The organism is Rhizorhabdus sp. (assembly GCF_018006725.1).
Classification (GTDB): domain Bacteria; phylum Pseudomonadota; class Alphaproteobacteria; order Sphingomonadales; family Sphingomonadaceae; genus Rhizorhabdus.
This window is the reverse complement of sequence record NZ_JAGMXV010000005.1, coordinates 20,871-46,453: the sequence shown is the minus strand read 5'-3', so window position 1 is coordinate 46,453 and position 25,583 is coordinate 20,871. Positions and strand designations below refer to the sequence as shown.

The 25,583-nt window shown below is 64.2% G+C and carries 25 protein-coding genes and 2 tRNA genes; 20 read left to right on the top strand and 7 right to left on the bottom strand.

All coding sequences use genetic code 11. The features are described 5' to 3' along the window. Nucleotides 1-22 precede the first annotated feature (22 nt). The 6 genes from adh (at nucleotide 23) to KAY22_RS01805 (ending at nucleotide 6,667) form a co-directional block, all read left to right on the top strand. Nucleotides 23-1,549, top strand: a complete 1,527-nt coding sequence (adh, locus tag KAY22_RS01830) for an aldehyde dehydrogenase (protein ID WP_296619403.1) — start codon at nucleotides 23-25, stop codon at nucleotides 1,547-1,549. Nucleotides 1,550-1,731: 182 nt separating this feature from the next. Continuing rightward, complete coding sequence (locus tag KAY22_RS01825; protein WP_296619400.1) at nucleotides 1,732-3,369, top strand: Na+/H+ antiporter; 1,638 nt, start codon at nucleotides 1,732-1,734, stop codon at nucleotides 3,367-3,369. Between the two features lie 174 nt (nucleotides 3,370-3,543). Further along, nucleotides 3,544-4,155, top strand: coding sequence for a glutathione S-transferase family protein (locus KAY22_RS01820; protein WP_296619397.1), 612 nt, complete (start codon nucleotides 3,544-3,546; stop codon nucleotides 4,153-4,155). 52 nt (nucleotides 4,156-4,207) lie between these two features. Continuing rightward, nucleotides 4,208-5,179: a pyridoxamine 5'-phosphate oxidase family protein gene (locus tag KAY22_RS01815; protein ID WP_296619394.1), complete on the top strand. Its 972-nt coding sequence runs from the start codon at nucleotides 4,208-4,210 to the stop codon at nucleotides 5,177-5,179. Nucleotides 5,180-5,222: 43 nt separating this feature from the next. Beyond that, nucleotides 5,223-5,693: a DUF1348 family protein gene (locus tag KAY22_RS01810; protein ID WP_296619392.1), complete on the top strand. Its 471-nt coding sequence runs from the start codon at nucleotides 5,223-5,225 to the stop codon at nucleotides 5,691-5,693. An 83-nt stretch (nucleotides 5,694-5,776) separates the two neighbouring features. Beyond that, complete coding sequence (locus KAY22_RS01805) at nucleotides 5,777-6,667, top strand: LysR family transcriptional regulator (RefSeq protein ID WP_296619389.1); 891 nt, start codon at nucleotides 5,777-5,779, stop codon at nucleotides 6,665-6,667. 25 nt (nucleotides 6,668-6,692) lie between these two features. Here KAY22_RS01805 and KAY22_RS01800 read toward each other — a convergent pair. After that, nucleotides 6,693-6,766, bottom strand: a tRNA-Gly gene (locus KAY22_RS01800). A gap of 147 nt (nucleotides 6,767-6,913) precedes the next feature. Here KAY22_RS01800 and KAY22_RS01795 point away from each other — a divergent pair. Next, nucleotides 6,914-8,866 (top strand): asparagine synthase-related protein, encoded by a 1,953-nt coding sequence (locus tag KAY22_RS01795; protein ID WP_296619386.1) that lies wholly within the window; start codon nucleotides 6,914-6,916, stop codon nucleotides 8,864-8,866. A gap of 3 nt (nucleotides 8,867-8,869) precedes the next feature. On the opposite strand, the gene KAY22_RS01790 is transcribed toward KAY22_RS01795, so the two are convergent. Further along, nucleotides 8,870-9,976 (bottom strand): endonuclease/exonuclease/phosphatase family protein, encoded by a 1,107-nt coding sequence (locus KAY22_RS01790; RefSeq protein ID WP_296619384.1) that lies wholly within the window; start codon nucleotides 9,974-9,976, stop codon nucleotides 8,870-8,872. 117 nt (nucleotides 9,977-10,093) lie between these two features. Between KAY22_RS01790 and KAY22_RS01785 the strand changes: the two genes are divergently transcribed. Together KAY22_RS01785 and KAY22_RS01780 are read left to right on the top strand one after the other, a co-directional pair. Beyond that, nucleotides 10,094-11,284, top strand: a complete 1,191-nt coding sequence (locus KAY22_RS01785; RefSeq protein ID WP_296619443.1) for a hypothetical protein — start codon at nucleotides 10,094-10,096, stop codon at nucleotides 11,282-11,284. Then, the gene (locus KAY22_RS01780; protein WP_296619381.1) at nucleotides 11,254-12,195 is read left to right on the top strand and encodes a formyl transferase; all 942 of its coding nucleotides are present in this window, start codon (nucleotides 11,254-11,256) and stop codon (nucleotides 12,193-12,195) included. Before KAY22_RS01785 ends, KAY22_RS01780 begins: the two co-directional genes overlap by 31 nt. Here KAY22_RS01780 and KAY22_RS01775 read toward each other — a convergent pair. Then, nucleotides 12,110-13,393, bottom strand: a complete 1,284-nt coding sequence (locus KAY22_RS01775; RefSeq protein WP_296619380.1) for a glycosyltransferase — start codon at nucleotides 13,391-13,393, stop codon at nucleotides 12,110-12,112. The two genes, KAY22_RS01780 and KAY22_RS01775, sit on opposite strands and share 86 nt — an antisense overlap. Nucleotides 13,394-13,421: 28 nt before the next feature. Here KAY22_RS01775 and KAY22_RS01770 point away from each other — a divergent pair, with 28 nt between their 5' ends. The 10 genes from KAY22_RS01770 to KAY22_RS01735 all read left to right on the top strand — a co-directional run bounded on the left by KAY22_RS01770 (nucleotide 13,422) and on the right by KAY22_RS01735 (nucleotide 20,997). Continuing rightward, on the top strand, nucleotides 13,422-14,597 hold the full coding sequence (locus tag KAY22_RS01770) for a glycosyltransferase (protein WP_296619377.1): 1,176 nt from the start codon (nucleotides 13,422-13,424) through the stop codon (nucleotides 14,595-14,597). A gap of 455 nt (nucleotides 14,598-15,052) precedes the next feature. Continuing rightward, a complete protein-coding gene (locus KAY22_RS01765; protein ID WP_296619374.1) occupies nucleotides 15,053-16,303 on the top strand; it encodes a site-specific integrase in 1,251 nt (416 codons plus the stop codon). A gap of 192 nt (nucleotides 16,304-16,495) precedes the next feature. After that, nucleotides 16,496-17,449, top strand: coding sequence for a hypothetical protein (locus tag KAY22_RS01760; RefSeq protein ID WP_296619371.1), 954 nt, complete (start codon nucleotides 16,496-16,498; stop codon nucleotides 17,447-17,449). Nucleotides 17,450-17,594: 145 nt separating this feature from the next. Then, entirely contained in the window at nucleotides 17,595-17,783 is a 189-nt protein-coding gene (locus KAY22_RS27885; RefSeq protein WP_366514056.1) for an excisionase family DNA-binding protein, read from the top strand. Nucleotides 17,784-17,970: 187 nt separating this feature from the next. Next, complete coding sequence (locus tag KAY22_RS01755; RefSeq protein WP_296619368.1) at nucleotides 17,971-18,168, top strand: hypothetical protein; 198 nt, start codon at nucleotides 17,971-17,973, stop codon at nucleotides 18,166-18,168. After that, nucleotides 18,165-18,476 carry a hypothetical protein gene (locus KAY22_RS01750; RefSeq protein WP_296619365.1) on the top strand — a complete coding sequence of 104 codons (312 nt, stop codon included), beginning with the start codon at nucleotides 18,165-18,167 and terminating at the stop codon, nucleotides 18,474-18,476. Before KAY22_RS01755 ends, KAY22_RS01750 begins: the two co-directional genes overlap by 4 nt. Continuing rightward, nucleotides 18,473-19,306, top strand: coding sequence for a hypothetical protein (locus tag KAY22_RS01745; RefSeq protein ID WP_296619363.1), 834 nt, complete (start codon nucleotides 18,473-18,475; stop codon nucleotides 19,304-19,306). Before KAY22_RS01750 ends, KAY22_RS01745 begins: the two co-directional genes overlap by 4 nt. Then, nucleotides 19,303-20,178, top strand: coding sequence for a hypothetical protein (locus KAY22_RS01740; protein WP_296619361.1), 876 nt, complete (start codon nucleotides 19,303-19,305; stop codon nucleotides 20,176-20,178). Before KAY22_RS01745 ends, KAY22_RS01740 begins: the two co-directional genes overlap by 4 nt. Next, nucleotides 20,117-20,278 carry a hypothetical protein gene (locus tag KAY22_RS27880; protein WP_366514055.1) on the top strand — a complete coding sequence of 54 codons (162 nt, stop codon included), beginning with the start codon at nucleotides 20,117-20,119 and terminating at the stop codon, nucleotides 20,276-20,278. The genes KAY22_RS01740 and KAY22_RS27880 overlap by 62 nt, the downstream gene beginning before the upstream one ends. A gap of 35 nt (nucleotides 20,279-20,313) precedes the next feature. After that, entirely contained in the window at nucleotides 20,314-20,997 is a 684-nt protein-coding gene (locus KAY22_RS01735) for a hypothetical protein (protein ID WP_296619357.1), read from the top strand. A gap of 28 nt (nucleotides 20,998-21,025) precedes the next feature. Here KAY22_RS01735 and KAY22_RS01730 read toward each other — a convergent pair whose 3' ends face one another. Further along, the gene (locus KAY22_RS01730) at nucleotides 21,026-21,937 is read right to left on the bottom strand and encodes an Abi family protein (RefSeq protein WP_296619354.1); all 912 of its coding nucleotides are present in this window, start codon (nucleotides 21,935-21,937) and stop codon (nucleotides 21,026-21,028) included. Between the two features lie 267 nt (nucleotides 21,938-22,204). Further along, nucleotides 22,205-22,295 (bottom strand) — tRNA-Ser (locus KAY22_RS01725). Nucleotides 22,296-22,418: 123 nt separating this feature from the next. Between KAY22_RS01725 and KAY22_RS01720 the strand changes: the two genes are divergently transcribed. Continuing rightward, a complete protein-coding gene (locus tag KAY22_RS01720) occupies nucleotides 22,419-23,324 on the top strand; it encodes a peptidylprolyl isomerase (RefSeq protein ID WP_366514054.1) in 906 nt (301 codons plus the stop codon). A gap of 158 nt (nucleotides 23,325-23,482) precedes the next feature. On the opposite strand, the gene groL is transcribed toward KAY22_RS01720, so the two are convergent. Further along, complete coding sequence (gene groL, locus KAY22_RS01715) at nucleotides 23,483-25,132, bottom strand: chaperonin GroEL (RefSeq protein ID WP_296619346.1); 1,650 nt, start codon at nucleotides 25,130-25,132, stop codon at nucleotides 23,483-23,485. A 65-nt stretch (nucleotides 25,133-25,197) separates the two neighbouring features. Then, nucleotides 25,198-25,485, bottom strand: coding sequence for a co-chaperone GroES (gene groES, locus KAY22_RS01710; RefSeq protein WP_296619342.1), 288 nt, complete (start codon nucleotides 25,483-25,485; stop codon nucleotides 25,198-25,200). Nucleotides 25,486-25,583 lie beyond the last annotated feature (98 nt).

The following is a 25,583-nucleotide window of genomic DNA, read 5'->3' as shown; positions in this document are numbered from 1 at the left end:
CAGCAACAGAAGAGGATCAACCATGACCACATCGGTTCTGGATCGCCCGGTTGGGGCGCTGCAATCGCCCTTTGCAAAACGCTATGACAATTTCATCGGCGGACGGTGGGTCGCCCCCAAGGCGGGCCGCTATTTCGACAACGTCACGCCGGTCACCGGCCGGGTGGTGGGCGAGGCCGCGCGCTCGCAAGCCGAGGATATCGAGGCCGCGCTCGATGCGGCGGATGCCGCCAAGGGTAGCTGGGCCCGCACCCCCGTAGCCGAACGCGCCCGAATCCTGAACCGCATCGCCGATCGGATGGAGCAGCATCTCGAACAGCTGGCCATCGCCGAGACCTGGGACAACGGCAAGCCGATCCGCGAGACGATGGCCGCCGACATCCCGCTGGCGATCGACCATTTCCGCTATTTCGCGGGCGTCGTTCGCGGACAGGAAGGCTCGATCGGCGAGATCGACCACGACACCATTGCCTATCATTTCCACGAACCCCTCGGCATCATCGGCCAGATCATCCCGTGGAACTTCCCGTTACTCATGGCCGCGTGGAAGCTCGCGCCGGCCCTCGCCGCCGGCAACTGCGTCGTGCTGAAGCCGGCCGAGCAGACGCCCGCGTCGATCATGCTGTGGATCGACCTGATCGGCGACCTGTTGCCGCCGGGCGTGCTGAATATCGTCAACGGTTTCGGCCTCGAAGCCGGCAAGTCGCTGGCGACGTCGGGCCGCATCGCGAAGATCGCCTTCACCGGCGAGACCTCCACCGGCCGTCTGATCATGCAATATGCCAGCCAGAACCTGATCCCGGTGACGCTCGAGCTGGGCGGAAAATCCCCCAACATCTTCTTCGAGGACGTCGCGCGCGAGGATGACGACTTCCTCGACAAGGCGATCGAAGGCTTCACCATGTTCGCGCTCAACCAGGGCGAGGTGTGCACCTGCCCCAGCCGGGCCCTGGTCCATGAGAAGATCTACGACCGCTTCATGGAACGCGCGCTGAAGCGCGTGGCTGCGATCGTGCAGGGCAATCCGCTGAACGAAGCCACCATGATCGGGGCGCAGGCCTCGTCGGAACAACGCGACAAGATCATGTCCTATATCGACATCGGCCGACAGGAGGGCGCGGAGCTGCTGATCGGTGGCGAGGCCGCCAAGCTCGACGGCGATCTCGCCGATGGCTTCTATGTTCAGCCGACCGTCTTTCGCGGCGACAACAAGATGCGCATCTTTCAGGAGGAGATTTTCGGTCCGGTCCTGTCGGTTACCACCTTCCGCGACGAGGAAGAGGCGCTGTCGATCGCCAATGACACGCCTTATGGCCTCGGTGCCGGCATATGGAGCCGCGAGGCCGACACCTGCTATCGCTTCGGCCGTGCGATCCAGGCGGGGCGCGTCTGGACCAATTGCTACCACGCCTATCCGGCGCACGCGGCCTTCGGCGGCTACAAGCAATCGGGCGTCGGTCGCGAGACGCACAAGATGATGCTCGACCATTATCAGCAGACCAAGAATCTGCTGGTGAGCTACAGCCCCAAGAAGCTCGGCTTCTTCTGATCCTCGGGCGCCCCGGCCGCTGAGGGGGGCGCCCATTTTCCCGGCGAAGGCAGTCTTCCGGTCAAAGCGGACGCTGCCTTCGGCCTGCGCTGGTTCGTTACCGCCGCTCCCTCTTCGCTTGACGCCTGTCCGCCGCGCCGCAACAGAGGGGCGCTCTTCCGGCGCGCACAGGAACCGAGCTTTTGGACTCCATCACGATCATTCTCCTGCTGCTCCTCGCGGTGGTGGTCAGCGGCATCCTGTCGCGCGCCGTCCCGCTGCCCCTGCCGCGCCCGCTGTTCCAGATCGCCCTCGGCGCCGCGATCGGTCTCGTCGCGGACTGGCGGGTCGAGCTCGATCCCGAAATCTTCTTTCTGCTGTTCCTCCCGCCACTGCTGTTCCTCGACGGCTGGCGCATTCCGCGCGAGGAATTGTTCCGCGACAGCCAGACCGTCCTCGAACTGGCGCTCGGGCTGGTCCTGTTCACCGTCCTCGGCATGGGGATGTTCATTCACTGGATGATCCCCACCATGCCGCTCGCGGTCGCCTTCGCACTGGCGGCGGTGATCTCGCCCACCGATCCGATCGCGGTTTCCGCCATCGCCCAGCGGGTGCCCATCCCGAAGCGGATGATGCACATATTGGAGGGCGAATCGCTGCTCAACGACGCCTCGGGACTCGTCTGCCTGCGCTTCGCCGTCGCCGCCGCATTGACGGGCGCCTTCTCGATCCAGCAGGCCGCGCTCAGCTTCCTGTGGGTCGCACTCGGCGGAATCGCTGTCGGCATCAGCGTAACTTGGGGCGTCGCCCGCGCCAAGGCGTTCATCAGCCGCCGCTATGGCGAGGAGGGCGGCGCGCAGATCGTCATCAGCCTGCTGATCCCCTTCGGTTCCTATCTGCTCGCCGAGCATATCCATTGCTCCGGCATTCTCGCGGCGGTCGCAGCCGGCCTTACCATGGGCTTCGTCGAGAGCCGGGGCGAAGTCGCGGCCGCCACCCGTATCCGCCGCAACTCGATCTGGGACGTGATCCAGTTCGTCGCCAACGGCATCATCTTCGTGCTGCTCGGCGAGCAGTTGCCCGGCATATTGGAGGGCGCGGCCGATATCGTCCGGACGACCGGACACCGCGAAATCTGGTGGCTTGCCGTCTATGTGCTCGCACTGAACGTCGGGCTGGCGGCGCTGCGCTTCCTGTGGGTGTGGGTCTCGCTGCGCTGGACCTTCTTCCGCGCCGGGGAATGGAAGCGCGCACCCAATTGGCGCGCCGTCGCCGCGACGTCCTTTGCCGGCGTGCGCGGGGCGATCACCCTCGCGGGCGTGCTCACTCTGCCACTGACCATGCCGGATGGCTCGCCCTTTCCGGCGCGCGACCTCGCCATTTTCCTGGCGATGGGGGTGATCATCGTGTCGCTGCTGACCGCCAGCGCCACCCTGCCCTGGCTGCTGCGCGACCTGAAGCTACCCGAGGAGCCATCGCACCTGGCCGAAGAGAACCGCGCCCGCGTCGCTGCCGCGCAGGCGGCCATCGCGGCGGTCGAGCAGCTCGAACATGACATGGCCGCCGGTCGCCCCGACGCCGACATCTATGTCGCAGCCGCCTCGCGGATCATGGACGGCTACCGCGCACGCATGGAAACCCATCGCGGCGCGGCGGAGGAACAGGCACTGGCCCGCAGCTTGGAGACAATCGAGCGCGAACTGCGCCTCGCCGCCCTCAAGGCCGAACGCCGCGAGATCTTCCGCCGCGTCCGCAAGCGCGAACTGGGCAGCGAAACCGCACGCAAGCTGGTGCGCGAGCTCGACCTGCAGGAGGTCCGTTACGCTGTGGCCGGAGGGTGATGGACGCCATGCGATAGCATGGCCGCGCCGCTCACCAGCTATGGCCGGACCGGATTATTCCGCTGGCGGCAATGCTGAGCTTACGAGAAGGCCGCTTCTGGCCGGGAAAGGATGGGCGCAATCTTGGCGCATGGGTCGGAACGTCTCCGGTCCCCCGAGCCAGAGGCCGCATCCATGAAGATCTATCACCATCCGCTTTCCGGCCACGCCCATCGGGCCGTCCTGTTTGCATCGCTTCTGGGCGTCGCGCATGAACTTGTCGAAGTCGACCTCGCGGCCGGCGCGCACAAGCAGCCCGAATTCCTGAAACTCAATCCCTTCGGCCAGGTGCCGGTGCTGGTCGACGGCGACGTCGTGATCACCGATTCCAACGCCATCCTGGTCTATCTGGCCCGCAAGTCCGGCCGCACCGACTGGCTGCCCGACGATGCCCAGAGCGAGGCGGCGGTCCAGCGCTGGCTGTCGGTCGCGGCGGGAGAACTCGCTTATGGACCAGCCGCCGCCCGCCTGATCACCGTCTTCGGCGCAGGGTTCGACGCAGAAGAGGTGATCGCCCGCTCGCACCGCCTGCTGGGGCTGCTGGACGCCCGGCTTGCGGAGAGCGCCTGGCTGGCCGGGGCATCCCCGACGATCGCCGACGTCGCGCTCTACAGCTATGTCGCACGGGCGCCGGAGGGCAATGTCGACCTGTCGGCTTATCCCGCCGTGATCGATTTCCTCGGTCGGGTCGAAGCCTTGCCCGGCTTCGTACCCTTCGCACGGACGCCGATTGGTCTCGCCGCCTGAACCGGACAAGGCGCGCGCGCCTTGCGCGATAGCGGCACGAAAGGATCCGGCGATGTCAGAACAGCCCGGCACACATCCGGTGTGGCACGATGGCGAGCGGCGCATCCAGGCAAGGCTCGGCGTGGCCGAGCGCATGGCCGAGGTGGGCACCCGCGTGATCCGGGACCATATGCCCGACCAGCACCGCGCCTTCTATGCCCAGCTGCCGTTCATCCTGGTGGGAAGCGTCGACGAGTCCGACGACGTTTGGGCGACGATCCTCGAAGGACCGCCCGGCTTCATCGCGTCACCGTCGCCGACGACGCTCGACATCGCAGCCCGGCCGCAAGCGGGTGACCCCGCCGCATCGGGGATCGGTGCCGGCCGTTCGCTGGGCCTGCTGGGCATCGAGATGCACAGCCGCCGTCGCAACCGGATGAACGGCACCCTGACTGGCGCGGACGGCGTCCTGCGCGTCGCGGTCGAACAGAGCTTCGGCAACTGCCCCCGCTATATCCAGCTGCGCGATGCCCGTTTCGCGCGCGATGTGACGCAGCCTCATGATGCACCGGTCGAAAGTCTGACAGCGCTGGACGATGCGACCCGCGCCATGATCGAAACGGCGGACAGCTTCTTCGTCGCCTCCTATGCCGATCGCGACGGGCGCCGGCAGGTCGACATATCGCATCGCGGCGGCAAGGCGGGGTTCGTGCGCGCGGGTGCCGGCGATGTGCTGACCATCCCCGATTTCGACGGCAATCTGTTCTTCAACACGCTGGGCAACATCCTGCTCAACGGCAAGGCGGGCCTGCTGTTCGTCGACCATGCCAGCGGCGACGTGCTGCAGATGATCGGGGACGCCGAGATCCTGTTCGACTCGCCCGAGATCGAAGCCTTCCAGGGCGCCGAGCGGCTATGGACCTTTCGCCCCCGCCGGATCGTGTTGCGCCGTGGTGCCCTGGCGCTGCGCTGGTCCTTTCGCGAAGACGGCGGCTGGTCGCCCCATACGCTGAAGACCGGCGACTGGCGGCAAGCGGCCCCGTGACGAGGCCCCCCCAGACAAGCGATTACGACCACAGACGAAGGAAATGCCGATGAGCAGACCTCCCCTTCCCCCGTTCACCCGTGAGAGCGCGATCGAAAAGGTGCGCCTTGCCGAAGATGGCTGGAACAGCCGCGACGCCGCGAAGGTCGCGCTCGCCTATACGCCGGACACGCGCTGGCGGAACCGCGTCGATTTCGCCGAGAACCGCGACCAGGCGCAGGCCTTCCTGCCCCGGAAGTGGAACACCGAGCTCGACTATCGCCTGATCAAGGAGCTGTGGGCCTTCACGGGCAACCGCATCGCGGTCCGCTATGCCTATGAATATCGCAACGACAGCGGCCAGTGGTTCCGCGCCTATGGCAACGAGAATTGGGAATTCGCCGAGGACGGGCTGATGGCGCGCCGCCATGCGAGCATCAACGAAATGCCTATCCGCGAGGAGGAGCGCAAATTCCGCTGGCCGCTGGGCCGACGGCCGGGCGATCATCCCGGCCTGAGCGATCTGGGCCTGTGACCGCCCGGCGGGCACTCCGGCCGGCGGCCTGATCGACGGCACTCTTCGCGTCGACTAGGATCGCCAGCGAAGGGGACGCTGGCATGGATCGATGGCAGGCAATGCGCATCTTCGCCAAGGTAGCGGAGACGGGAAGTTTCGCGGAAACGGCGCGCGTCCTGCACATGAGCGCCCCGGCCGTGACCCGCGCGGTCGCCGCGCTCGAGGACCTGATCGGCGCCCAGCTGTTCGTCCGCACCACGCGGTCGGTGCGGATGACCGAAGCCGGGGCGCGCTACCTCGATGATTGCCGGCGCATCCTTGCCGACATCGCCGAGGCCGAAGCCGCCGCTGCAGGGTCCTATGCGACGCCCAGCGGCACCCTCGCGGTCACCGCCTCGGTGATGTTCGGACATATGTATGTCCTGCCGATCATGACCGAGTATCTCGCGCAGCATCCCTCTGCGGCCGGGCGCACCCTGTTCGTCGATCGCCCGGTCAATATCGTCGACGAGGGCGTCGACGTGGCCATCAGGATCGGCCATCTGGCCGATTCCGGCTTTACCGCGACTAAGGTGGGCGAGGTGCGCAGGGTCGTTTGCGGGTCGCCGGACTATTTCGAACGTCATGGCGTTCCGACCTCGCCTGCCGATCTGAGGCAGCACCGGATCGCCGCATCGACCAGCGCATGGGCATCGCCCGAATGGCGCTTCGCCGGCGACCAGCGCGTGACGATAGATGCGACCCTGCAATGCAACACCAACGAAGCGGCGATCACGGCCGCCCGGTCGGGCCATGCGCTGACGCGCGTGCTGCACTATCAGATCGGTCCGGCCCTACGCCTGGGCGAGCTGCGGATCGTGATGGCCGAGCATGAGGAGCCGGCGCTTCCCATCCACATCCTCTACCCGCAAGGCCGCGACGCCCCCGCCAAGGTCCGCGCCTTCGTGACGCTCGCCACCGCAAGGCTGCGCGGGAACGCCTTGTTCAACTGATCAAGGGGCGAGGAGCACGGAGGGCTGGAGCGGGTGAAGGGAATCGAACCCTCCTAGCCAGCTTGGAAGGCTGGAGCATTACCACTATGCTACACCCGCTCACCGGGCCTTCGGCATGGTCTGCCGAGGGCGCCCCAATGCCACCATGTCGGTATCATCGTCAACCGCGCATCGCCGGTTGCCTCCTGTCCCGCTGGCAGTAGAGACGGATGCCGGTCTCCGCGGCGGCGCGAAAGGGAATGACGGGTGACGGGAGTCTGCGGCAGCTGGCATCTGGACGGCGCGCCCGGTGCAGGCGACGCCTGCGCCGCGATGCAGCGCGCGCTCGCAATCTATGGCGGCTATCGCAGCGACCGGATTGACCTGGGACCGATCGCGCTGGGCATCGAGCTCGCCCATATGCTCCCCGAAGACCGGTTCGACCGGCAACCGTTGAAGGGCGCGGATGGCGGGTTGTACCTTGTCGCCGATGCCCGGATCGACAATCGACCCGAGCTGGCCGAAGCGCTGGGGCTGTCGGCGGATCGGACCACGACGATAGGCGATGCCGACTATATCCTCGCCGCGTGGGAGCGCTGGGGCGAGGAGGCGCTCGACCGGCTAAAGGGCAGCTTTGCCTTCATAATGTGGGATGCGCGCGCACGGATCTTGCGGCTGGTGCGCGATCCCCTGGGCCAGCGTCCATTGTTCGTCCACCGCGCGCCCGGCCGCATCCATGTCGCGAGCATGGCGAAGGGGCTGCACGCCCTGCCCGACATTCCCCGCGCGCCCGATGCGGAGCGCATGCGCGACCATATCGCGCTGCTGCCGCAGGTCGGCCCGCGCAGCTTCTTCGCGGGGATCGATAGGGTAGAACCGGGCCAGATGCTGCGCATCTACGGCGATGGCCGCACCGACCAGGTGGACTGGTACGATCGGACGCAGGACCGCTCCCCCCGCTTCGCGCGCGTCGACGACTATGTCGATGCGTTTCGCGAACTGTTCGACCGGGCCATTGCCGACTCGCTGCGCACGACGGGCGGCGTCGCCAGCCATTTGAGCGCGGGGCGCGACAGCGGACTGGTCTCGGTCAGCGCGGCGGCCGAGCTTGCCAAGAGTGGCAGGCGGCTGACCGCCTATACCCATGTCCCGCTGCCGGGTGCGAACCTGCCGCCGGTGACGGGACGCTTCGGCAATGAAGGCCCCGGCGCAGCGCGAGCCGCCGCGATGTACCCGAACATTGATCATGTTCTGGTCGACTGCGCCGAGCGGACGGTGGGGGACGAGTTCGACCGCCATTTCTTCTATTGCGAATATCCGGTCCTCAACCCGACCAACAGCTTGTGGGACAGCGAAATCGCCAGGCAGGCGGCCGCGCGCGGCGCGACGATGCTGCTCAACGGGCAGTTCGGCAATATGACGGTCAGCACGCTGGGCACGCAGCGCCTGGCCGAACTCGTCGCACGCGGGCGGCTGCTGCGCTGGTCGCGCGAGGTCGCAGCGCTGCATCGCAACCGGCACGACAGTCTGCGCGGCCTGTTGTCGGTCAGCCTGGTGCCTCATCTGCCGATCCCGATCGTCCTGCTGCTCCGTCGGCTATTCGGCCGACAGGACTATGTGGTCAGCGAATATACGGCGCTGCGCGAGGATCTGGCCCGGTCGGAGACATTCCGGTCGCATGTCGAGACGATAGGTTTCGACACGCATTTTCGGGCCTGGGGCGATGTGCATGCGATGCGGCGGATGGTGCTGTGGCGGGTCGACCATCTCGGCCAGCATATGAAGGGCATGCTCGCGGCCACTGGCCTCGACTCCCGCGATCCGACATCCGATATCCGCCTCGTCGAGTTCCTGTCGGGCGTGCCGACCGACGTGTTTTTGCGCGACGGCCAGACGGCCTGGCTGTTCAACCAGGCGTTCGGCGACCGGTTGCCCGCCGAAACGGTCGAGGCGCGTACCAAGGGCCTGCAATCCGCCGATTGGCCGACGCGGATGCGACAGGCCTTGCCGGCACTGCGGAGTGAACTTGAACGGGCCAGGCACAGCCCCACGGCCGTCGCCCTGATGGACATGGATGGACTTCTGGCCGACGCATCGGCTTTCCCCGAAAGCGACGCCGACCTGGCCAACACGCAGCACAATATGCGCTACCACATACGTCTCATGCGCGGCGTGTCGGTCGCGCATTTTCTGCGCAAGCTGGAAGCCGGCAATCGCTGAAGCTCAGGCGGCCCGTGCGGATCCGCCATGGCCCCGCAGGTCTCGACCGGCGACCGCAGGGCGTATCCGATAGCGGGCGATGTAACCGACATGATCGGACAACATGCCGCCTGCCGCATCGTGACCGAAGGGTACGCTGATTCCCGCCACATCCATCGCCATGCGCGAGCCGGGCATCACGATCTCCCAATCCCTCGCACGTTTCAGTGAATAGGCTGCGTCCGCCGGCAGAGGTCCGCCGCACGAGGCGGGAGCGATGGCACAGCTCCGCAGCGCGTCGTGCACGCCGCTGCGGACATGACTGCCGAGATCGTGCAATCGCGCAAGAAAATAGGCCGTGCGCGACGGCCGTGGGCCGACGTTGAAGTCACCCGCCAGAAGGAGCGGCGTGTCGGGGCGCAGATTGGCGGCGAGAAAGGCCTCCAGCGCATCCATCTGGCGTCGGAAGGCGTAGAGCGACCGAGCGTCGTCGACATGGGAAGCCCGCCGCGAGTTCAGATGCACGTCGACCACCGCCACCGGCACGACACTGCCGGGAATGTCGATCATCGCCAGCACCGCCCCCTTGTTGGCGAGACAGTCGAAGCCGGCGCAGGCGAAGTCGGGAAAGGCCATGCGCCGGATCGAGCGGACCGGATAGTCGGAGAGAATCTGCAGACCGCTGCCCAGCAGCTTACCGCTGCGCTCCCCGGCCAAGAAGCTGGCCTGTTGCAGAAAGGCGGTATCTGCGGGCGTCGGTGCGGCTGTGCCGTGCAAATCGGGGCCCGGGCCGTCCACGACGAAGCGATATCCCGCCTGTCGACCGATCGCTTTCGCCTCCTCGGTAAAGGCTTCCTGCAGCATAACGATGTGTGGCTGATCTCCCCGCCGACGGAGCACCGCGAGCCGGTCACCAATCCGGCTGAACGCCGCATCGCGGCCCAGCCTGATCGGCCAGGGCAGGCCTTCGACATTATAGGTCATCACGGTAAGCACCCCATCGCGGGTCGACAGGGTTGAAGCGGTGATCGCGGGCCGCACAGGCGCTCCCCCTTGCGTCGGCTTCCACGACAGCCCCGCAGCGGCCAAGGCCAGAACCGCAATCGACAGCCTGCTCCTGTTCATTTTCATCGAGGTCGTCCTACCATCTGGCGGCGAGACGGCCCGGAGATGGCGCGCCCACAGTTCTCCCGAAAATAATTCGGCCACGGGCTGCGGCAGGTGCACGACAGCGGCGTCGTGGCGAGCATGAGGATCGGCTTTCTCTTCAACCACGACCAGGTTCATCAGGTCGCCCACGCCCTGCCCATCGCGCTCGCCATGCGGCATCTGTCTCCATCGGTGCAGGTCGTGATCGCCACGACCAACCCGGCACTGACCGCCGAAGTGTTCCGCCTCGGCGGGCCCGACGCCAGCGGACTGGAGGTCATCGAACTGTCGTTGCGGCGAACCTCGACACGCCTGTTATCGTGCGCGCTCGAATGGGCTCTGCCGGTGCGCAAGATCGGCATGTACCGCGACAATCTGGAGCTGTTTCGCTCGCTCGACGCGTTGGTCGTGACGGAAAAGACCTCATTGATCCTCAAGACCCGTTATGGACTGAACTTACCGGTCATCCACACGCGCCATGGCGCGGGCGACCGTGCGATCGGCTTCAACAAGGCCAGCGCGGGCTTCGATCATGTGCTGGTGTCCGGCCCCAAGATCCGTCGTCGCCTGACCGAGGAAGCCGGCGTGTCGCCCGACCGGATCAGCATGGTCGGCTATGCCAAGTTCGACCTCATCAAGGATCGGCGGCCGCGCCTGCCGATGCAGGACGACGACAAGCCGACCGTCCTCTACAATCCGCACCCCTCCCCCCATTTGTCGTCCTGGTATCGACACGGGCGGGCGGTGCTCGAGCATTTCCTGCACGACGATCGTTTCAACCTGATCTTCGCGCCGCACGTCATGCTGTTCCACCGGCCTTTCGTGGTGACGATCGACAAGCTGCGCATCGACCGCCCCGGTCTGATCGAGCAGCGCTTCTACGACGCCCCCAATATCCATATCGATCTGGGCAGTTCAGCCTCGACCGACATGAGCTACACGCTCGGCGCGGACATCTACCTCGGCGATGTCAGCAGCCAGATTTATGAGTTCCTGTATCGATCTCGCCCCTGCGTGTTTCTCAACAGCCACGGGGTCGCCTGGCGCGACGACCCCAATTATGCACATTGGGCCGCCGGCCCGGTTATCGCAGATCCTGCCGATCTCGGTTCCGCACTGGAATGGGCGACGATCGCGCATAGCCGCTATGCCACCATCCAGCAGCGCCTGTTCGCGGACAGCGTCGATCTGACCGGCGAGCCATCCGCCATCAGGGCGGCGCGCGCAGTGCTCGGACGCTTGGGGGCTCCTATGCGGACGTGCGAGGCCGAACTGCCCATCGCCGTCTGATCGTGCCGCTGCGCAAGGACATCTGGCGGCCGGCGATCGTCGAACGATCGCTGCAAGACATCGTCGCTGTCGGCGGAGTCGGGGATGCGCGGCTACATTGGCTGCCCGAACAGCGGCCCTATGCCTTTCTGGCGGACCCGTTCGGCCTGTGGCGCAACGGGCTGCTCCATCTGTTCGTAGAACGCTTCGATTATCGGGACCGGCGCGGAACGATCGAACTGCTGATCTACGACCGGCACTTCCAGTTGATGGACCGGCGCGAGATACTGACGGAGCCCTGGCACCTCTCCTACCCCTTCGTGTTCGAGGCGAACGGGGAGACCTGGATGCTGCCCGAAGCACACCGCTCGGGTCGGCTGACACTGTATCGCGCGGTCGACTTCCCCTTCCGCTGGGAACCGGCAGCGGTGATCCCGCTCGACTGCGTCGCGGTCGACGCCACCCCGTTCCACCATCAGGGGCGCTGGTGGCTGTTCTACACATCGGCCAGCGATCGCGAGAGCAAGGTCGCCGAACTCCATGTGGCCTATTCGGACTCGCTGACCGGCGAATGGCGCCCGCACCACCGGAACCCGATGCGGCAGGATCCGGTAAGCGCACGGCCGGGTGGGACGCCGGTCCTGATCGATGACAAGCTGCTGCTGCCCGTCCAGAATTGCCTGACAACCTATGGCGGAGGTATCGCTATGCTCGACATCGGTACCCTCTCTACCGAGCATTTCTCGGCGCGCCTGGATGGGCCGATCGCACCACCCCACAGCGTCATGCCCTATGCGGAAGGCATGCACACTCTTTCTGCGGCGGGCCCCGTCACCCTGATCGACGTCAAGCGGACAAAGCTGTCCGTTCGGGGTCTGGCGATAGAGGCTCGGCGCGAACTGGCTCGACTGCCGGCAAGGCTGCGAGGCTGAACAGACAGTCGAGCGCGGCGCGACCCGCAGCTTCGAATGCCGATGGCCCGAACCGTGTCACCGTCTGCCGACGCGCTTCTTCGCCCATGCGCGCCAGCCGCGCCGTGTCGTTCAGTAGCAGCCCCAACTTGATCGCCAGCAGATCGGGCTGATCGGGCGGGACCAGTTCGCCCGTCACGCCCGGTGAGATTGAACGCGCCAGTTCGCCCACGGCCGAGGCGATAACGGGTAGTCCCGCCTGCATCGCCTCATGCGCTGCGATGCAGAAGCCCTCGGAACGCGATGGCTGAACATAGAGATCGAGGCTTGCGAGAAAGGTCTGCGCATCGGTGGCGAACCCCGAAAAGACGACGTTGTCGAGGCCGAGATCGGCTGCCTGTTTTTCCAGCGCCGATCGTTCACGCCCTTCGCCTGCAATCTCCAGTTCGAAATCGATCGCCAGCGCGCGCAGCGAGGCCGCAGCGAGGAGCAGCGTGTCATAGCCTTTGACCCTATGAAGACGCCCAAGACTCCCGATCCTGAGGCGGCGGCCCTGCGTCCCCGGCGCGGCGCGGCGCGCGGCGGGATCGGCCCGGAAGATCGGCCAGCTCACCAACCTCTGCGGCGATACGCCGAGCCGCTCGACGGTGAAATCCGCGACCACATCGGAATCCGCCACCCACAAGGTGGAAAATGCGTGCGAAGCACGCAGCAAGCGGCGATTGGCAGGTTTCAGATAGGCGGCGTGCTGCCAGCTGACGACCGGCAGATGCAGCCACTGACCCGCCAGCTGTCCGAGCAGCGTGGCCCGGGTCAGCGAAGTCCACAACAGGGTCGGGCGATAGTCACGGAGCCGTGCCAGCAGCCATCGGAACGCCGAGAGATGATCGCTTTCGGCGCCATCGCGAACGTCGACGGGAATATCCGCCACCTGCAGGGCAGGAATACCCCGTCCGTCCCGGCGGCAGAGCGCAAACACCCGCACCTCTGCGCCGCATTTCCGGAGAACCTCGGTAATCGCGGCGATGGGGGCCGAAGCGCCTCCGCCTTCCATCGAGTTGATGACATAGGCGATGCGCAGCGGCGCTGGGGCGGGCGATGACGGACGCATAGTCCATCGACGCCGCCGGCCGATCAGCGCCGCAGTCGCTGATATGCCATCCCAGAAATATTCCCGATACTGCTGCAAACTGCGGCCCAGCCCCCGCCGCGCCGTCATCCGGACATGCATCCGGACGGGACAGCCTATGAAATATGATCCGGCAGCGGCCGGCCGCTATTGGGGGATCGGGGAAACAGCTGCGCCAAGTCCGCGACCAGTCGCCCGTCATATCGGCATCGTGATGCATGACTTCTCGACCGGCGGAAGCGAACGCATCGCCATACGCCTGGCGAACCGCTGGGCAGCCGCCGGGCGGTGCGTGACCCTGTTCGTCGGCAATCCGGAAGGCCCGGCGCGTGCACTTTTGTCCGCATCGGTCGAAATCGCCTGTGCGTGCCCTGCCGTGCCACGCGGGTTCCTGTCCAGGATGCGTCTGGGGCGACGCCTCGCACCGACCATCGGCGCGAGCGCTCCGGATCTGCTGTTCATTCCGGGCAATTTTCACATCGCGGTCGCGGCGGCTCTTTCCGCGAGTCTGGGAGATCAATGCCCGCCGGTCGTCTGCAAGCTGAGCAATCCGCTCAGACGGCCGAACCGCAGCGCCTTGTCTCAATGGCTGTACGGGGCGCTCCTGCGTCGTCAGGCCAGGCGGATCGATCGCTTCGTCGCGATGGCGCCATCGCTCGCCATGGAGGCGCAGGCGATACTCGATCAGGCCGACCTCACGACGATCGCTGAACCGAATATCGACGACGAGCGACCGGTGGCGCAGCGGCCGCTGCCGCCGGGACGGTCGCGTATCCTGTGCGCGGGTCGCCTGGTCGATCAGAAGAATTTTGCGCTTGCCTTACGGGCCATCGCGCAGGTTGATCGGGCGCTCGATATCGAGCTGCTGATTTATGGCTCTGGCCCGCTGCGCGGCGCGCTGGATCGGCTGGCCTGCCGGTTGGGAATAAAGGATCGCGTCCTTTTCGGCGGCCATGTCCCCGACCTGCTCCCAGCATTGCGGGCAGCGAGTCTGTTTTTGATTTCCTCACGCTATGAAGGCTATCCGGCCGTGGCGGTCGAAGCGCTGGTAACGGGCGTGCCCGTCGTCACGACGCCCTGTTCGCCGGCCATGCGCGAGATCATCCGCTGTGACGACGACGGCACGATCGTCCCGGCCGATCCCGCAGCCATCGCGCGCGCGATCGAAGAGCGCTTGCAGCGCAACGCGCCAGTGTCCAGTTCACGCTGGCTGGTGGACCGTCATCGGGCCGCTCAGGTCGCCGCCGACTATCTGACGCTGTTCGATGAGCAGGTGGCGTCCAGCCGCGACTGACAAGCTGAACCACGTCACACATCCGACCTGGCTCATCATTTCAATCAATTCGAGCTTCACGCTCAAGACCGTGAAGCTGACATCCGATCTGCCACTATAGACATCTGCCGACGGTCTCGTTTCCAACGGAGGAAACCGCAAACCATCGCTCCCCGTTCGGCACGCGGTTGTCACCCATGTGACCGATACAACCGGCCGCCCATGTCTTTGGTCCGTACTGTGGGCATGTGGCGGAGCGGGAGTCCGCCATACTGCCATTCGCCATCGTCCAGCGCCATTCAATCAACCCCTATAAAACAGGCTTCATTCCTCGCGTAGCACCCATAATCGTCCCATAGCGTTCGCTTGCGTTCCCATAAAACCGACGTACTATCGGGGAACGGTTTAGGGAACGACTGCCACTCCGCCACAATGGCAAGGCTCTGGCAGGTTCGATTCCCGGCAAGGGATTCCAAGTGCCAAAGAAACTGGTCAATGCGCTCACCCCCATGACGGTGAAACATGCACCGGCTGGTCGCCATGCCGATGGCGGTGGCCTGCACTTGCTAGTCAAAGACACTGGCGCGCGTTCCTGGGTCTTTCGCTTCATGCTCAAGGGCAAGTCGCGCGACCTTGGGCTTGGTCCGGCGGCTGGCCCCGATGCCATCACCTTGGCCGATGCTCGCCTCAGGGCGTCGGCGCTGCGCCTCAAGGTGAAGGACGGCATCGATCCGCTCGCAGAACGCCAGATAAAGGCCGCTGAGGCCATTGCGGCGCAACAGGCGGCGCAGATAGCCGGAAAGACGTTCAAGGACGTTGCGAAGGCCCATATCGAGGCGAATGAGCATAGCTGGCGAAACGCAAAGCATCGGCAGCAATGGAGCAACACTCTCGCTACCTATGTCTATCCCGTCATCGGCGATGTTCCGGTGGCAGAGGTGGGCACAGAACATGTGATGACAATCCTAGAACCTATTTGGAGGGCCAAGCCTGAGACAGCCAGCCGGGTGCGCGGGCGCATCGAAACGATCTTGGATGCTGCAAAAGCGCGCGGCTATCGCCAAGGCGAGAACCCTGCCCGCTGGCGCGGCCATATTGCCCAGATACTCCCGGCCCGCGCCCGGCTTACCCGTGGCCATCACAAGGCGATGGCGTATGACGAACTCCCAGCATTCATGACGAAGCTCCGGGAGCGCGAGGCTGTTGCGGCGCTGGCGCTTGAGTTTGCCATCCTTACCGCTGCCCGTACTGGCGAAGTCATCGGCGCGAAATGGGGCGAGGTTGACCTTGAAAAAGCGGTTTGGACGATCCCAGCGGATCGTATGAAGGCGGGCAAGGAACATCGCGTTCCGCTGTCACCTCGTGCTGTCGAGATATTGGAGGCAACCCGTCATCTTGGCAAAGATTGGCTGTTTCCCGGCGAACAGAGCGGCCAGCTGTCGAGTATGGCAATGACGATGCTTTTGCGCCGCATGAAGGCTGATGCGACCGTTCACGGCTTCCGCTCCGCCTTCCGCGATTGGTCAGCCGAATGCACCGGCTATGCGCATGAAGTTTGCGAAATGGCGCTGGCCCATACAATCGGCAACAAGGCGGAGGCCGCTTATCGGCGCGGCGATCTGTTCGACAAGCGGCGGAGGTTGATGGCCGATTGGGCGACCTACTGCGCGAGTAGGGCGGCGGCTGGCGGCAACGTTACCCCGATCAGGCAAGCCGAGGCCGGATAGAGCTTCACCGGGCATTCCGCCCGATGGAAGCAAGCGGCCCGATCGATGAACGCGAACCGGAAAACTACTATTGAGCGGCTGGATCGTGTTCCTATGATGTTCTAATATCGGGGCGGGGATAGGCAGGCCAGCCGAAAAGCGCGCATCCCACGCGCTTCCCCATCACATCATGGGAGCCGCTTGGGAGGCGGTATGAGCAGTACGGAAAATCCATTACGGCCGGGCCAGCGTATCATCGAATGGTCAACCGCGCTGGGAACGCGGGCTGCCGATTCCGGGCGCTGCTGCTTGATCGAAGCCATTCGGATCGTCGGCAAGGCTAGATATGGCGACGAGTGGACAGGCCAAGAGCTGAACGCTCACCATTGGTATGATCGGCCCAAGGACTTTGACCCTAGCTCCATAGATCGCCTTATAACTCGGGCGCCACCGCCGATCAGCCTTGCGCAGCGACAAGCGGGGGTGCGCCCGGAGACTCGCAGAGAATTTACAGAAGCTGAGCGCGAAAGCATGATACGTCGCGGCCAAGAAAAGGCCGCGCGAGATTTAGCCGACTTCGACGACAATTTGGATTGCGTCACCCGATTGCGGTTCGCCATCGATTGGATCGCCCAACTCTGCCGGGATGGCAAACTTCAATCGTTCTATCGTCTGAAGGCTGGCGGGGTGCTTGGCGACATGGCACCGCACGAATGGAACGTAGATGACGCTCTTACCCAATTTGCCGCCAAGGGTGGCTTTGATCGCTGGTTTCTGACATCGGCAGCCAATCAGCGACAATGGTTCGTCTATATCTTTGTCGATCGCGAGGGGCTGATGAGCGCCGTCTCGACGTTTGCCCATGCCCCGTTAGTCATAGCGACCACGGACCTAGCGCGGCTGTCACCCTACCTCCGGTTCGCCATCCAGATTGCGCTCCAAAAAGGCTGGCAATCGGCTGAGGGAGCATCAACCAAAGAGCATCGAAAAGTCGCGATAGAGGCGGCTTGGGCTGCAGCCTTTCCGGACCTGCCGTGCACGGGCAGTCAAGTCGATAGCCTAGCCATGCTCACGGGCTTTCCAGACCGGAAGAGCATCGAAAACGGGCTTCGGGCGTCCGCCGCGAAGAAAAACGGGCGGAACCCAAAAACTGCCGGAAAAGCGTGATTGTTGGAGGGGGTTCAACCCTCATTCCCGGCCGCCCGTCATGACTGGCTGAACCCTAAAAGCTTTGCCAACGGCCAAATCTGAGCATCATTTGTGGCCCCGCGAGTCCGACGCAATCCCGCTCGGACCGCCGGGATACGCCATTATGCAGTCCATTCAGAACGATCCCCCGAAGATCGGTTATAGCATTCGGGAAGCCTGTCAGGCGTCCAGCCTAGGTCGGACTACTCTATACGCAAGAATTGCAGATGGGACGCTCCGAACCGTTCGCGTCGGCGGTCGCCGCATCATTCCCGCCGATGCGCTTCGCGCGCTGGTCACCGGAGAGGTGTGATCCATGATCGCAATTATGCAAAACCCCGCCGTTTGCGTCGGCGGGGTCTCGCGCAATCAACTTGGCGGCTGGTTGCACTCCCCCTCTAACGCTTCGGACTGGCAGGCGCAATTGCTCGCGTCCCGTTTTTGCCTTTCCCCGTGGATGGCGCGCGACATCGCGCAGCTTTGCTTCGGGAGCGGCGCGCATGGCTAGGCCCTTCCCGCATCACCGCCCGGCCGCGCTCGCGCTGCTCAACGGCTTTCCCGGCCTCTCGCACAAGACGGCCGGGTTCCTGGGCCATGTTTGCGTCGCTCCGGCCCTGACCGATCGGCAGCGCAATTGGTTGGTCAAGCTGCTCGATCAGCACGGCCAGCCGCCTCTGGCAGATGGAGGCGCGTCATGACGAGCTATCCTGATGCGCCCGGCCATCGCGGTATCGATACCAGCATGGCCGCCGCCGACGCGCTCGCTCCCAAGCTGGGGCGGCTCCAGCGCATGGCTGAGGCCGCAATCCGCGATGCCGGGGACACCGGCCTCACCGCCGATGAAGTGGCGGCCCGGCTCAAGATGGACCGTTGGTCGATCCAGCCGCGCACGTCCGAATTGCGGCGCAAGGGCATCATTCGCGACAGCGGCCAGCGCCGTCGCAACATTACCGGCAAAGACGCGATCGTCTGGGTTGCGACCCCAGCCGAACACGCTGAATCATGATGGTCGCCGCCATGTCGAAAGGCTCCGAGCTGCCCCGACATGGCGGCGCTTTGAAACTTCACCGGAATGCGATTTTCGGTGAAGTTTCAAACTTGCCGGGTTGCGACGAAAAGCCCGAAAATCCGGCACGCGCGCAATCTGGCACGCCCCATGCTGTTAGCTATCTTATTATAGGTGGCGTACCGTATTTCGCTTGCAAGCCCGGCAGGGGTGGCGCTCGCAACCGCGCCGATCGCGAAAGCCACTGCCTAACCGCCTCACAGGTTAGCAATCTGACCGCCGCCGCGCATCATGCGGGTGCGATCGGCCTCCCCCTCAACCGCATGATTACGATCCATTGGCAGGCGGCTGGAGTGCCTCTGGAGGCCATGGCGAAGGCAACGGGCAGGTTCATTGACCTGATGGCGAAGTGTCTGGCCCGGCGGGGCGCTCGCACGGCATGGCTATGGGTTCATGAGGGAGGCCACGGCAAGGGCGGCCACTGCCATATTCTTGCCCACGTCCCGGCGGCGCTCGTCGATCGAATGGCCCGGCGGCAGCGCGACTGGCTGCGCCGCATCACCGGCCAGCCCTATCGGCGCAGCGTGATCCACAGCAAGCCCATAGGCGGGCGGCTGGGGCTGGAGAAGGGCAATCCCGACCTGCACTCGTGCAACCTGCAAGCGGCGCTCTCCTACGTACTGAAAGGCGCGACACAAGCAGCGGCAACCTTAGCAAACCTTAACAGGCTCGAACCTGGAGGGCGCATCATCGGTAAGCGTTGTGCCACCTCTCAGAACATCGGGGCGAAGGCCCGGGCCAATCTCCAACATGAAGGTTCAGACCGATGACCAAGCGTAAGCGCCCCCGCACCCCGAAAATCGACAGTGCGCCGCCCGAAAGCCAAAGCATCACGATCGCCGTTCCCGACACCGACAACACGGAAGAAACGAAACGCTCTCTTTCGGCCAGCATCCCCGGCTGGGCTGATTTGAGCGAAGATCAGAGGGCCGAACTGGCGGAGATCGCGATAGCGCAGCGGAAGATCCGACAGCCGGTGCAGGTGACGCTCTCCGAGAGGCCCGGGGGTGGCAAGTCGATTGGATTGGGGAAATGCGAAGCGCAGGGCTTGCTTAAGCTGCAAAAGGCTTTCGCCGCTGTATCGATCGATCCCGTCAACGCGCGGGCAAACGAACTGCTCAAATATCTCGGATCGGTCGGGGCGGATACGGAAGCGCGCTACAATGCCGCGTTGTCATTCATCGAAAGCATGGCCCCGCAAAACCAAGCCGAAGCCCTGTTGCTGGTCCAGATGTATGTCACCCATGATGCCGCAATCCGGGCACTCAGTCAGATTGGGTCGGCGGAATGGGTGCCGCACGTGCAGACTTTCGGGAACCTCGCCACGAAGCTGCTGCGCACCTCTCAGGGGCAAATGGAGACGCTTGCGAGGATGCGGCGCGGGGGCGAACAGGTCGTACGCCATATCCATGTCGACAATCGCGGCGGCCAAGCCGTCATCACCGAAAATCTCCACACGGGGGGAAGGGAAACGGCGAAAAATGCGGATCAATCCCATGCAATCGGTTCAGGCGACTCGGATAGAAGCGCCGCGCTGCCTAGCCCGGACCCGCTCGGGTGGGGAGTGCCAGTCCCTGGTCGTGAGGGGGAAACGCCGTTGCAGGATGCACGGCGGGACGAATCCGGGAGCGCCGATCGGTAATCGGAACGCGAGAAAGCACGGGGGATATTCTGCCGATACATTGGCGGCGGTGCGCTATCTTAAGGAGATTGCGCGGTTGGTGCGGGATGTGGATTGTTAGAACAGAGGTGATACGCCTTTTCGGGGGAGGATGGGATGACCGACGAGCACGACGACATAGGGAAGTCGTTCCGGCAGATATTGGGAAACGATGAGCGTACCGACGACGAGCGCGCCGAAGATCAGCGAAAGTTGGACGTGCGGCGCAATGAACGTGCACGGGAGGCGTTCGAGCGGGAGCGCGATCGACGTATTGATTACCTGCAAATGGATCAACGAATCCGCAATATTGCATCCCGCGAGGTCAATAAGGTTGTCATGGTCGGCGTGGTATTCGTGGGCACCTATGCGTTTGGCCGGGACTATGGCTGGCCCGCTGGCGCGGCCTTCCTGATCGCTATCGCTGCACTGCACTGGTGGGATGGCCGTAAGGCCGAGAAACTGCCGCGCTTCAAAATCGATGAGGTGGACCAACTGGCGGAGGATACCGTCACCCATGAGCGCATTGTTGCTTACGAGCGTGACGGCAAGCCTTGGCTCTGGGTCAAAGGCCAGTACCTCCATTGGGAAGGCCTCTTCGATCATCCATTTTGGGACGATGTGAACAGACGCGTCCGCACCTATGCTGGCATGTCGCACCAGAAGCGCGTTGCTGACAATAGGGCTGCGCGCGCGGCATCGCTACCGTTTCGCAAGGCTGTTATCGCCAGATTGCGCGAGCAGGATGCCGAATGGGAGTTGCCGAGCTGGGCACGGCTAGACTCCGATGAACGCGCCTAACGGCCCAGAAGGCGGTCCAATCATAATCTTAAGCCCATAACGGCCGGGTCGCCCAATTCGCAGGAAAGCCCATTGCGGGTAGATCGCCAGTCGGATGCACTGATAGCAGAGCCTTCATGTCATCGCGCCACGTCGATGTTGGGGCGATGATGCGCATGAGGTGTGCTAGCAGGGTGAGCGTGTTGTAGAGGGTGCCCGGTGCCGATGTGACTGTATAGTCAAGTGTCCCCGCTAAATCGGTGGGCTTTAGCGGTAAGCGCGGAGATACCTTGAAGCGGCGATTCCACAGCCGGCCGTGATGAGCGCAAATATTTCTGACGGTGACGAGGTGCTTGACCAGCGGCACTAGAAGCGCCTCCGGGAGGCCCAACTTTGCAGCTATCCGATTGCGCAGCGCCTTGTCCGCCAACGATGAATACCAGCGAGAAAGAGCCCCGAAGGTCATCATTTCAGCTACCATCCACACGGCTGGCATAGCTGGCTCGCTATATGTGCGGCGGTAATGCTCAATATAGGTTTCGGGAGAGGTGCCAACTTCGCGCGCCAGCCGCCCAAGGTTATCGTGAAATATCTTCCGGTCAGAGTAGAGCGAGGCATTGAGATAGCCATGGCTGCCGCCCTGCTGCGCCAAGGCAAAGGCCCAACTGCCGCGAAGCGCAACCTCAACATGCTCGGCAGCGCGCGCCACTTGATGCCTTAGGTTTCGATCAAACGTATACAGAGCGGTGATGGTGTCGAAGTCGGTTCCCGGCCGAAAGCGAGGCGCGGGACTTCCTTTCGGATATTCAAACGGCAGCCAATAGGCGCTCAACCGATAGTAGCTGACGTTGGCCAGCCAATGCTCCGCACGCAGGACATCCGCAACCGTCATTCCTTCATTGCGAAGGTGGGCGATTTGCTGCGCCAATGTGAGCGAGGGTTTACTAAAGGTGCGAGCCATAGGGCTGGCTTAGCCGCAATTCGCTCACAAAAAAAAGGCCCACCAAGTGTGCATACCCCGAGGGGCAGAGGCCTGGCGGGCTCCATTGCCGTCTCAGGTAGTAGGGAAAATCCTACAAATCAATAACGCGGCAAACAAATGCGACGAGCCGAATCGTCCAAACGCCAGTCAGCCGCTCATGGAGAGACAAAGCATTATTCGGTTTAGGGGGCCTTATTGGTAACGCCGAACCAATCGCCGAAATTATGCCTATTTTTCAATGTAGAATGGCGGAGCGGGAGGGATTCGAACCCTCGATACGGTTTTGCCGTATACTCACTTTCCAGGCGAGCGCCTTCGACCACTCGGCCACCGCTCCGCATGCACTGGAAGGCTGGCTCCCTAGCTTGGCGCGGCGGCTTCCGCAAGGCGCTGGAGCATGTATCATGCGGGGATGACCCCAAAAGCATCCAGCCACCCCGTCCGCTCCGTTGCACGAAGTGTGAAAGCCATTCTGATCCTGTCGGCGCTGTTGCCCCTGCTCGCGGCGTCGCCGGCACCGCATGCGGGCAAGGCCCCTGCCACAGCGGGAGAAATTCTTGCCGCCAGCCAGTCGAACGACTGGCAGGCCTTTCCCGACGAGGATGTGCTGCTGCTCGACTTCGACGGCGGGCGCCGCGTCGTGATCGCGCTCGCGCCGGAGTTCGCCCCGGTCCATGTCGACAATATCCGAAAGCTGGTCCGCGCCGGCTGGTTCGACGGGACCGCGATCAACCGGGTCCAGGACAATTATGTCGTCCAGTGGGGCGACGCGACCGAGAAGAAGCCGCTGCCCGCCGAGATCGTCGCGGCGCCGCCTGCGGAATATGAGCGGCCTGCAGCGGGGCTCGACCTGCGTGCCTTGCCCTATCCGGACCCTTATGCGGCCAAAGTAGGCCATGCCGGTGGCTGGCCCGTGGCGGCCGACGGCCAAGGGCTCGCCTGGCTGCCGCATTGCTACGGCATGGTCGGGGTAGGCCGGAACGTCGCACCCGATACCGGCACGGGAGCCGAACTCTATGTCGTCAACGGACACGCACCACGCCATCTCGACCGCAACATCGCGACCGTCGGCCGGGTGCTGGCGGGCATGGAGATGCTGGCGGCGCTTCCGCGTGGCACCGAGATGCTCGGCTTCTACAAGGAGGGCGAAGCGCGACCCGTGATCACCAGCGCCCGCATCGCAGCGGACCTGCCCGCCGGAGAGCGTCCGCGCTTCGAGGTGATGAAGACCGACAGCGCCACCTTCGCCGCCTGGACCAAAGCACGCGCCAACCGGCAGGACGTGTTCTTCATCCGCCCGGCAGGCGGCGTCGACATCTGCAATGTGCTGCCTCCGGTGCTCGCCCTGTCCGGGTCGACGCGATAACCCGCCGGCCACGGCGCCGCCCAGCCTGGCCCATCAGGGGCTGATCATGAGAAAAGGGCCCGGAGGATAACCCCCGGGCCCTTTCCTTTTCCGATGACCGGATGGTCGGCGGACACCGATGGCTGCGGCGGACGGCGAAGCGCCCGCCGCAAGGCCGATCAGAAGTCCATGCCGCCCATTCCGCCCATGCCACCCATGCCGCCGCCCATGGGCATCGCCGGCTTGTCCTCGGGCGATTCGGAGATCGCCGCTTCGGTGGTGATGAGCAGGCCGGCGACCGAGGCTGCGTCCTGCAGCGCGGTGCGGACGACCTTGGTCGGGTCGATCACGCCGGCGGCGACGAGGTTCTCATAGACGTCGGTCGAGGCGTTGAAGCCCTTGGTCTCGTCATTCTCGCGCAGCAGGTTGCCCGAGACGACCGCGCCATCATGGCCGGCATTCTGGGCGATCTGCTTCACCGGGGCGGTGATCGCCTTGCGGATGATGTCGATACCACGGGTCTGGTCGTCGTTCGCGCCCTTCAGGCCCTCGAGAGCCTTGGTGGCATAGAGCAGCGCGGTACCGCCGCCGGGAACGATGCCTTCCTCGACCGCAGCGCGAGTCGCATGCAGCGCGTCGTCGACGCGGTCCTTGCGCTCCTTCACCTCGACCTCGGTCGCACCGCCGACCTTGATGACGGCGACGCCGCCGGCCAGCTTCGCCAGACGCTCCTGGAGCTTCTCGCGGTCATAGTCGGACGTGGTGTTCTCGATCTGCTTGCGGATCGCCTCGACACGGCCCTTGATCGCGTCGGCCGAACCGGCACCGTCGACGATCGTGGTGTTGTCCTTGTCGATGGTGACGCGCTTGGCGGTGCCGAGCATGCCGACCGTGACGTTCTCGAGCTTGATGCCGAGATCCTCGGAGATCATCTCGCCGCTGGTCAGGATCGCGATATCCTCGAGCATCGCCTTGCGGCGATCGCCGAAGCCCGGTGCTTTGACCGCTGCGACCTTCAGGCCGCCGCGCAGCTTGTTGACGACGAGCGTGGCCAGAGCCTCGCCCTCGATGTCCTCGGCGATGATCAGCAGCGGGCGACCCGACTGCACGACGGCCTCGAGGATCGGCAACATCGCCTGCAGGTTCGAGAGCTTCTTCTCATGGATGAGGATGTACGGGTCGTTGAGCTCGACCTGCATCTTCTCGGGGTTGGTGATGAAGTAAGGCGACAGATAGCCGCGGTCGAACTGCATGCCCTCGACGACGTCGAGCTCGAATTCGAGACCCTTCGCCTCTTCGACGGTGATCACGCCTTCCTTGCCGACCTTCTCCATCGCTTCCGCGATCTTCTCGCCGACTTCCTTGTCGCCATTGGCCGAAATGATGCCGACCTGGGCGACTTCGTTCGAACCGGAAACCGGCTTCGAACGCGCCTTCAGGTTCTCGACGACCTTGGTGACCGCGAGATCGATACCGCGCTTGAGGTCCATCGGGTTCATGCCGGCCGCAACCGACTTCATGCCTTCGCGGACGATCGCCTGCGCCAGAACGGTCGCGGTGGTCGTGCCGTCGCCGGCCAGATCGTTGGTCTTCGAGGCAACCTCGCGGACCATCTGCGCGCCCATGTTCTCGAACTTGTCCTTCAGTTCGATTTCCTTGGCGACGGTAACGCCGTCCTTGGTGATGCGCGGGGCGCCGAACGACTTGTCGATAACGACGTTGCGGCCCTTCGGCCCCAGCGTGACCTTTACCGCATCGGCGAGAATGTCGACGCCGCGCAGAATGCGCTCACGTGCGTCGCGCGAAAACTTAACGTCCTTCGCTGCCATGGTCTCTATTCCTCTAGCTGTATGTTTATAACGGGTAGATGTTCAGGAAATTCCGGTGCGGCAGCTCAGCCGACGACGCCCAGAATGTCGCTTTCCTTCATGATCAGCAGGTCTTCACCGTTGACCTTCACCTCGGTGCCCGACCACTTGCCGAACAGGATGCGATCGCCGGCCTTGACGTCGAGCGGCGTAACCTTGCCGTCGTCGGCCTTGGCGCCGTTGCCGACGGCAACGACTTCGCCTTCCTGCGGCTTTTCCTTGGCCGAATCCGGGATGATGATACCGCCAGCGGTCTTTTCCTCGGCTTCGACGCGGCGAACAAGAACGCGATCGTGCAGCGGACGGAAACTCATGCGCTTCACCCTTTCCTAGCAACTTTCGACGAGCCGGAAGCGGCCCTGTCGATTCCCTCAGACTGGAAACTTTTAGCACTCACCGTCAGCGAGTGCTA